Source organism: Corallococcus exercitus (assembly GCF_003611585.1).
GTDB classification, from domain to species: Bacteria; Myxococcota; Myxococcia; order Myxococcales; family Myxococcaceae; genus Corallococcus; species Corallococcus exercitus.
On the sequence record NZ_RAVW01000402.1, the window covers coordinates 1 to 8943 of the forward strand.

7 protein-coding genes are annotated in these 8943 nt (G+C 71.6%); 6 read left to right on the forward strand and 1 reads right to left on the reverse strand.

The features are described from left to right. Positions 1-5 precede the first annotated feature (5 nt). On the reverse strand, positions 6-2552 hold the full coding sequence (mprF, locus tag D7W79_RS33645) for a bifunctional lysylphosphatidylglycerol flippase/synthetase MprF (protein WP_120529434.1): 2547 nt from the start codon (positions 2550-2552) through the stop codon (positions 6-8). A gap of 755 nt (positions 2553-3307) precedes the next feature. Here mprF and D7W79_RS33650 point away from each other — a divergent pair. The 6 genes from D7W79_RS33650 to D7W79_RS33670 all read left to right on the forward strand — a co-directional run. Beyond that, positions 3308-5491, forward strand: coding sequence for a methyl-accepting chemotaxis protein (locus tag D7W79_RS33650; protein ID WP_120529435.1), 2184 nt, complete (start codon positions 3308-3310; stop codon positions 5489-5491). A gap of 33 nt (positions 5492-5524) precedes the next feature. Beyond that, complete coding sequence (locus D7W79_RS33655) at positions 5525-5743, forward strand: hypothetical protein (RefSeq protein WP_120529436.1); 219 nt, start codon at positions 5525-5527, stop codon at positions 5741-5743. Between the two features lie 24 nt (positions 5744-5767). Next, entirely contained in the window at positions 5768-5911 is a 144-nt protein-coding gene (locus D7W79_RS44605; protein WP_208729909.1) for a hypothetical protein, read from the forward strand. Between the two features lie 81 nt (positions 5912-5992). Continuing rightward, positions 5993-6658: a PAQR family membrane homeostasis protein TrhA gene (trhA, locus tag D7W79_RS33660; RefSeq protein ID WP_244222116.1), complete on the forward strand. Its 666-nt coding sequence runs from the start codon at positions 5993-5995 to the stop codon at positions 6656-6658. Positions 6659-6876: 218 nt separating this feature from the next. Further along, positions 6877-7773 carry a DUF2381 family protein gene (locus D7W79_RS33665; protein ID WP_244222117.1) on the forward strand — a complete coding sequence of 299 codons (897 nt, stop codon included), beginning with the start codon at positions 6877-6879 and terminating at the stop codon, positions 7771-7773. After that, positions 7770-8943, forward strand: a 1174-nt coding sequence (locus tag D7W79_RS33670) for a serine/threonine protein kinase (protein ID WP_147442177.1), incomplete at its 3' end; no start/stop codon positions are given. The genes D7W79_RS33665 and D7W79_RS33670, both read left to right, overlap by 4 nt.

The window sequence follows — 8943 nt, forward strand, 5'->3', positions numbered from 1 at the left end:
CGTCCTCATCGCGCCACCACCCCACCCAGCCCGCGCGACACCAGCGTGGCCACCCCCGTGAGCACGCCCGGCAGCGCGAGCCCTCCCGGAGACGCCAGGTAGCGCGGGGCCCAGTCCGGGCGGAACTTCTCCTTGTACTGGCGCAGCCCCTGGAAGTTGTAGAAGTGCTCGCCGTGGCGGAACACGAGCGCGCCCAGCCGGTTCCACACCGGCGCGAGCGCGCGCTCCTCGAAGCCGCTGAAGGGCGCCATGCCCAGATTGAAGCGGCGGAAGCCCTGCTGCCGGCCCCACAGCATCAGCGACGTGAAGAGGAAGTCCATGGCGCCGTGCGGGCTGCCCGGCCGGTAGCGCATCAGGTCCACGCTCAGCTCCTCCTTCGTGTCCGGAGCCCACACGTTGGCGAAGCCCGTGAGGACGCCGTCCCTGCACACCAGCGCCACCGGCCCCTGCTCCAGGTAGCGCGGGGAGAAGAAGCCCAGGCTGAAGCCCTTCTCGCGCGTGTGCTTCTCCGCGAGCCACTCATCGGAGATGGCTCGCAGGCGGGGCAGCAGCTCCGGCACCGCGTCGGGAGGCTTCACCTCGAAGGTCCAGCCCTCGCGCTCCATGCGGCGCAAGCCGTGGCGCAGGTTGCGGCGCTCCGGGCCCTCCAGGTTGAAGTCCGGGAGCGGCACGGTGGCCTCCTCGCCCAGCTTGAGCAGCGTGAGGCCCAGGTCCAGGTAGCGCGGCAGCGCGCCCGGGCCCACCTGGTAGAAGCACGCCCAGCCGTGGTGCCGGTCCGCGAGCTCGCGGAAACGCCACGCCAGCTCCGTCGCGGAGTCCGGCGGTCCCACCGGATCCCCCATGGACACCCACGCGCGGCCGGACACGCCGTACATGAGGAACGCATTGCCCGCGTCGTTGAGCAGCAGGGACTTGTCCCCCACCAGCGCCAGCGAGGCCATGGACTCCGGCGCGTGGGCCACCAGGGGGCGGATCCGCCGCAACTCCTCCGTCGTCGGCGGGTGCGTGCGGGGCCCCGCCGGCCGCAGCAGCGCGGCCAGCCCCACCACCACCGTCGCGCCCAGCACGCCCACGCTGGCGCGCAGGAAACGCGGCGCGTCGCCGGAGAAGGTGAAGCGCCACCAGAGGTCGTGGCTGTACTCGACGTGCTGGTAGGAGAAGAACCCCAGCCACACCGACGCGCCCACCACCGCCACCGTGGCCAGCAGCCACCCGGGGCTGAAGGCCTCCGCGAACAGCGACGTGTGCCGGTAGAACTGCTGGTGGAACGGCGCCAGCGCGGCGGCCAGGAGGAGCAGCAGCGTCGCCTCCTCGTAGTCCACGCCCTTCACCACGGAGAACACCGCGCCCGCCACCAGCAGCACCTGCGTCAACACGTAGGCCGCGTCCAGACGCCGCTGGAGCCCGCGCGCGAGCAGCAGCAGCGCCAGGCCCACCAGACTGCCCAGCAGGTGTGACACCTCCAGGAGCGGCAGCGGTACCAGCCTGCGCAGCACGGCCAGCCGGCCCGCCACCGCCGGCGTCGCGCCGGAGAACAGCAGCACCGTGCCCGCCAGGAACGCCACCGCCGACGCGGCCCACGGCATCACCGGCGCGACCGAGCCGTGCACCGCCTTCGCCAGCCGCGTCAGGTGGTGGCGGCGAAGGAGCACCTCATTGCCCGCCAGCAGCAGCGCCGCCACGGTGAAGGGCATCAGGTAGTAGACCAGCCGGTACACCAACAGCACGCCCACCACCTGGGGAGCGGGCACGTGGGGCGTGAGCGCGGACAGCATCACCGTCTCGAAGACGCCCAGCCCCGCGGGGACCTGGCTGGCGATGCCCGCGAGCTGCGCGAGCGCGAACAGCGCGGTCAGCGACGGCAGCGACACGCCGCTGTCCGCGGGCAGGAGCACCCACAGCACCGACGCCGCCAGCACCCAGTCCCCGCACGACACCCCCAGCTGCGCCAGCGCTCGCGCGGGTGTCGGCAGCGTCCACTCCAGGCCGCGCACGCGAAGCGGCCTACGCACGGCGGCGCACGCCACGAAGTAGCCCGCGAGCAGCAGCCACAGCGCCACGCCCACGACGTGCGCCACCGGAGTGGAGAGCGGAAGCACCCCGCCCCCACCCTCCACGAGCAGCGACGTGCCGGTGACGGCGGCCAGGCCCAGCCAGAACGTGAGCGCGTTGAACGCGGACACCCGCGCGACGTCCAGCGCGGTGAGCCCCCACGCGGAATACAGCCGGTAGCGCACCGACCCGCCGCTCAGGAACGACGCGCCCAGGTTGTGCCCGAAGGCGTACCCCACGAAGGACGTGAACCCCACGCGCGCATACGGAATCCGGTGCCCCGCGTGTCCCAGGGCCAGCACGTCGTACAGCGTGAGGGCCGCGTAGTTCACGACCGTCACCGCCAGGGCCAGGAGGATGCGCCCGGCCGTCACCGCCGCCAGCCCCGCGCTCACGTCCTCGCGGCGGTAGTGCGACAGTTCGCGGTGCAGCACATACGCCGCCACGCCCAGCAGCAGCAGCGGCAGTGCGGTGGTGAGGATTCTTTGGACCTTCGACATGCCGGGCTCTCCCCCGGGGGGACACAGCATCCGGCGTGCCACCGCGCACAAGGCGGGACGCCGGGGCAGTCCCGCGCCTGGAATGCCCCAGGCGGGGCATTCCGCCCCACCCTCGAGGGAGGGCCGGCCAAGGCATCCCGCCTCCGTGGCGTTCCGGGGATGCGCCTGTCTGGGATGAGTCCATGCCTGACTGTCATTGCGTTCGGCCGTTCCGCCATCCAATGCCTGTCGTTCAGGAGCGACGTGCGCACGCCGCTTCCGGGCCGTCCTGGCCCTCACACCCCCGAAGGACTGGCGCTGGCCAGCGACGATGGGCGGCGGCCCCGGCGGTCCGGCTCCAGACGCCGGGCGTGGGGACGAAGGACCGGCTGCAGGCGTGCGCACGGCGGAGCTTCGAGCCGGGCCTCGCGCTGGCGGATCAGGGCGTCCGGCGCACCGTCACCGTCGACCGGCAACCGACACCAGCCCTGGCTTGAAAGCCCACCCTGTACCCGGGGACACGACGCCCGGCTTCACGCCGGGCCCTAGAGGCCCGCCTCCCCTGGCTCCAGAGGAGGATTGGACCCTCGGGGTAGGTTCCTCCAGCCCGACTTCCGCACGCCGAGTCCGCCAACGATTTCATGTTTTGCGTTGTTATCACGGCGAGTCCCGGCGTCCGGAGACGGCTCGGGGACGCGCCGCCCGGAGGCACGGCGGGCGAGGCATCAGGGACCCATTTTACTTTGACCCCCCTGGCGCTGGAGCATGTGTCTCGAATGTGTCGCTCCCGCGTCTTCGCTCTCGACTTGAAGTCCCAGCCCACGTCCTTCCGCGGCCCCCGGAAGCCCCCCTCCGCCTCGCGGCTCGCGGCCGTGGCGTCCGTGCTGCTGACGCTCCTCGCGTTCGCGCCCGCCGCGCACGCGGAAGCAGCCCAGGCGCCGGCGGCGCTGCCGGCGCTCGACGGGTGGCGCTTCCGCTGGGGGGACTCGCCGCTGGGGCCTGACGGCGTTCCCGCGTGGGCGACGGAGCCCGAGGGCGCGGAGGGCTGGCAGCCCGTGGACGCGCTCCAGGAGCCGCCGGGCCGCGGGACGAACACCTTCCTCTGGCTGAGCATCCCCCTGCCGGAAGGGCCCTGGCTGGAGCCCGCCCTCTTCCTGGGCAACGTCGCCAACGCCTTCGAGCTCTACGCGGGCGGCCAGCGCGTCTACGCCAGCGGGGTGCTGGCCCCCTCCGGACAGGAGACGATGAAGAACCTGGCCTGGCACCTGATCCCCGTGCCGCCCGCGTCGCTGGGCCATCGCGTGCTCCTGCGCATCCAGGCCCATGGCCCCGCCATCGGCGTCACGCGCGACGCGAAGGTGGGGTCGCACCGACAGCTGCTCGCGGCGATGACCCGCGCGGGCCTCGCGCCCTTCGTCATGGGGACACTGCTGTCCGGCATCGGCGTGATGGCGCTGTGCGCCGCCATGCTGCGCCGCCAGTGGCGGCTCATCGCCGCGCTGACGGTGTTCGCCATGGGCTCCGGCGCGCTGCTGCTCGGCTCGAGCGGCATGCTCATCGCGCTCTGGGACGGGGCGGCCGTCGGCAGCGTCCTCACGCTCGCGGGCTCGTACTCCATCGTCCCCAGCCTGGCGTGGTTCATCTCCGATACCATCGGCGCGGACCGGCTGCGCTGGTTCCGCAGGGGCGCGGCCTTCGTCTCCGTCCTGGCCTTCGTCCAGACGGTGATCGCGATCGTGGACCTGACCACCGCGTGGCGGCTCTTGACGGCCTTCTCCCTGTACTCGCTGCCCGGGCTGCTCGTCTGCGTGGGCGTCGCGGTGGTCCAGGCCTGGAAGGGGGACCGGGACGCGCGCATCTTCGTCGCGGGCCTGGGCGGGCTCACGTTCGTGTCCGTGCTGGCCACGCTGCCGGTGGTGGGCCTGATGGAGGCCACCGACAGCCAGATGCACTGGGGCTTCTTCGCCGTCACCGCGTCGCTCGTGGCCATCGTGGCGCGCCGCTCGTCGGAGGTGGTGCGCTCGCTGGCGGAGTACACGCACCAGCTGGAAGCGCGCCGCAAGGACGTGCGCCTGCTGGCCCAGGGCATGGGTCAGGGCGCGGACGAGCTGGCCGCCGTCGTGCAGCAGCTGCACACCTCCAGCGAGGAGCAGACGGTGGGCATCAGCCGCCAGGCGGCCGCGCTGCGCGAGCTGGAGCAGACGGTGGAGGAGATCCGCCAGGGCTCGCACCTGACGGCGGACAAGGCGCGCCTGCTCGCGGCGTCCGCGGAGAGCGCGGAGGTGGTGGGACGCCAGGGCGGCGAGGCCCTGGAGCGCACGCTGACGGACCTGGCCGCCATCCGCACGGAGGTGTCGGAGATGGCCGCCCGCATCCTCGCGCTGGACGAGCGCACCCGCGAGGTGTCCAGCATCGTCGACGACGTGAAGACGCTGGCGGACCAGTCCAACATGCTGGCCATCAACGCCGCCATCGAGGCGGTGCGCAACGGCGACAGCGGCAAGGGCTTTGGCGTGGTGGCCAAGGAGATGCGCCGGCTGGCGGACCAGTCCATCCGCGCCACCGAGCGCATCCGCGACGTGCTCGACGGCGTGAGCATGAGCATGCGCGAGGCCGCGCAGATGAGCGAGCAGGGCCAGGGGCGCGTGCAGGTGAGCCTGGACGCGGTCCGCAACTCCGGCGCGCAGCTGCAGAAGCTGGCGAGCATCATCGGCGACACCAGCGGCAGCGTGCGGCAGATCACCCAGGCCGTGGCCCAGCAGGACTCGGGCACCCATCAGATTGCCCAGGCCATCCAGGAGCTGTCCGGCCAGATGCAGCGCACGCTGGCGGCCGTGGAGGAGACGCGGACGGTCACCCGCTCCGTGCAGACGCTGGCGGAGGTCATGTCGGGGGCCGCGAGCAAGGCGCTCCGCTCCGGCACGCTTTCCGACGACCAGCAGAAGCCCGCGGCCGCGTGAAGCCCGGGCCGGGCCCGGCTACACTCCCGGGCCATGGTGCCCCTGACCGACCATTCCGGACTGCCGCCCGAGCGCAGAGCCGCCCTGGAGCGGCAGCTCGCGCCGCTCACCCTGCTCCAGGACGTGGTGCGCTGGGGCTTCGCGAGCACGCCGCCGCGCGACGTGGCGGCCGTGGTGGTCCAGGACGAGTTCACCCACGACGTGGTGCTGCCCTGGGAAGAGGCGCGCTACCTCGTCTTCGACACCACGTGACTGGGCGGAGTCACCTCGGTCTCCGTGTGGGACCACTGCCCTACCGCCGATGAGCTGCTGGACGCGCGGCTGCGCGCCGGGTGGACACCCACGCCGACGAGCACCGTCGACGGGGACGTCGTGCTGGGCCACGCCGCGTGCCGGATGCCGTCCAGGGCCGCGCCCTGACGTCCCGAGGACACTCCGCCGGGGCGATGCGTGGAGAACGCGACGTCCCGGGCGCGGGGACGCGCGGACGCTGACGAAGCCATGACGTGCCGGAAGTACGAGCACCGCATGGAAGAGAGTGTGAAGCCCCGGCTGCGCGGCCTGTCGCACGTCATCGCGTTCGTGGCGGCGCTGGTGGGGTGCGTGCGGATGGCGCTGATGCCCGTGCAGGGCGCGCAGTACGTGGCGAACCTGGTGTTCGGCGGCAGCCTGGTCCTGATGTTCGCGGTGAGCGGGGGTTACCACTGGCCCACGTGGAGCGCCGCGACGTACCAGCGGATCCGCCGGTTCGACCACGCCGCCATCTTCATCCTCATCGCGGGCAGCTTCACGCCCATGGCGACGCTGGCCCCCATGGGCGGCTGGAGCCAGCGGCTGCTCTGGGTGATGTGGGGCGCGGCGCTGACGGGCGCCACGCTCACGCTCGCGGGCATCTCCGCGTCGCGGGGGCTGCGCTCGGGGCTCTACGTGGCCCTGGGCTGCGTGGCGGCCCCGGTGATGTGGCACCTCCCGGGGGTGATGGGCCCCGGCCGCGTGGGCTGGCTGTTCTTCGGGGCCGTGCTCTACGCCGTGGGAGCGGTGGTGTACGCGCGCCGTTGGCCCGACCCCGTCCCCCATGTGTTCGGATACCACGAGGTGTTCCACATCATGGTCGTCGCCGCGGCCGCCACGCACTACGCCGTGCTGATGGACTTCGTGGGGGGTTAGGGATTGCCGCGTCACGGGCGCGCACCACCTCTCTGCAACCACGCGAGTGAACCCAATGGTTCGCACCTGCTCGATGCACCTACAGAATCAATCCTCGCAAGCGCTCGTTGACAGGGATGGGAGCACACCCGGGATGAGTGGGCGTCTGTTAGGGTCAACCCATGAGGTTTCGCCCCTTGCCACGACTCCCTGGGCTCTTGCTGGTGTTCTTGTCCTTCGTGGCGTGGGCAGCGGCGGAGGAGGACGCTGTCCAGCCCAGGTTACGGATGCGGAATGTCACGCTCACCGCGAAAGCCGAGGAAGTGCGCGTCTCTACCCGCATTCCTACAACACTCACGTTCGACACGCCGATTAACGCGCATGCCTTGAAGCTGAGCGAAAAAGCGCCTGTTGAGATCCTGGCCGTTGGAGAACGCTCCCTCACCCTCCGGGCGCTGGAGGAATTGAGCGAAGCGGTGGCGTTGCGCGTGCCGTTTCTCAACGAATCCATCCTGACGGCGCCCGTCTTCAAGCTCACCACGGCGGCGGACGTGGTGGATGCGCAAGTCCTGGTGTTCCGCGACGCCAGCGCGCCAGGGTTGATGCAGGCCCGCCTGGCCGCGTTGGAGGCACGCTGCTCCGCATGTGAGGCGGCACTCACCGCGCAACGCGAGCGCGGCACGGCCACGGGCCCCTCCGGTTGGATTGTCTCGGGGCAGGTGAAAGAGGGCATCGGCGTCCAGGTCAAATGGCTCCGTGCGCCGCTCCCCAGTGCCACACCGGGCCTGGAGGTAGCGTCCGTCCACCGCTTCAAGGCGGATGCGTGGGTGGTGCTCGCCGTGAAGGTGTCGAATCTCTCCGCCCCCCCCTGGAGGCCGGGCAAGGCATGGCTGGAGAATCCGTCCACCGGCCGCCGCGTGGAGGCGCGCACGGTGGCCATGGCGCCGGAAGTGCTGGCGCCCAATGGCACTGGACTCGTGGCGGCGGAGTTTGACTGGAAGAGGGGGGTGTCCGGGCCGGACGGGGAGGACTTCCGGTTGGTGATACAGGAGGCGGCGGACGGCGGCCGGCCCCTGGCCATTCCGGGCGTGGTGCTTGAGGACGGGACTCCAGCGCAGGAGAAGAACGGACCATGACGACGGCGGAAGTCTTCAGCTACCTCAAGCCCGGCTCCCGCCTGGGGGCCTACCGCGTCCGCGAGTGGAAGGGCGGGGGCGCCTATGGCGACGTCTACCGGGGCGTGAAGGACGGCAAGCCCGTGGCCCTCAAGCTCTCCAAGCACCGGCAGCACAGCGCGGACCCGGGCAAGACGGATGAACGCCTGCTGCGCGAACTGGTGTGCCTCGTCCACGTGGACCACCCTCATATCGCCAAGGTGCAGGGCTGGGCGCGCACGCCGCAGGGACGCGGATATCTGGTGCTGGAGTACGTGGACGGCTGGACGCTGGCGCACTGGCTCCAGAACGCGAGACCCACCTTCCAGCAAGTGGTACGCCTCTTCGCGAAGCTGGCCCATGCCCTGGAGCACATGCACGGCCGAAGGGTGCGCCACCGGGACTTGTCGCTCTCCAACGTCATGGTGCGCAAGGTGGACGGCGAGCCCGTCCTCATCGACCTGGGCGCGGGGGAATACTCGGGAGCGCAGGAGTTGACGGATGCGCCCCTACCCCCGGGAACCAACCGCTACCGCTCTCCGGAAGCGGCGCGCTTCTTCAAGGAGAACCAGAACAACCCCGACGCGCGCTACCCCTTCCCGCCCGAGGATGACCTCTACTCGCTGGCGGTGTGCCTGTATGACGCGCTGACCGACGCGGAGCCCGCGCGCGGCGGGTGGGAGGCGCGCAAGGCGCCCCGCATCGACGTCAACAGCCCCATGTGGGCGCCCCCGTCCGCACGCACCGCCAACCCTCGCGTCCCCGAGGCGTTGAGCGAGTGGGTGGAAAAGTGGATGGCGCGCGACTTCGAGAAGCGGATTCCCTCGCTAACCTCCATGCGGGAGGCCCTGGAAGCGCTGGGGGCCCAGGAGGGCGCGGAGTGGCTGGCCCCCGTGCAAGCGCATCCGGAAGCGGACTCCGATGCCCCAGAGGCCACGGGCCGCCCTCCAGCGAAGGCACGGCGGCGCGTGCTGGCGGGGGCAGTGGCTGCCGTCGTGCTCGCCGTCGGCGCCTTTGCCTTGCTGCGCGAAGCCCCCGCACGCGAAGCGCCGCCCATCCCAGCCGTGCCGGAGTCCTCCAGCGGCCCGCATGCGCAGCCCCTCCAGGCTCACCCTTCACCGCCCGCGCCCCCCTCCAGTGCAGTACCCTCCC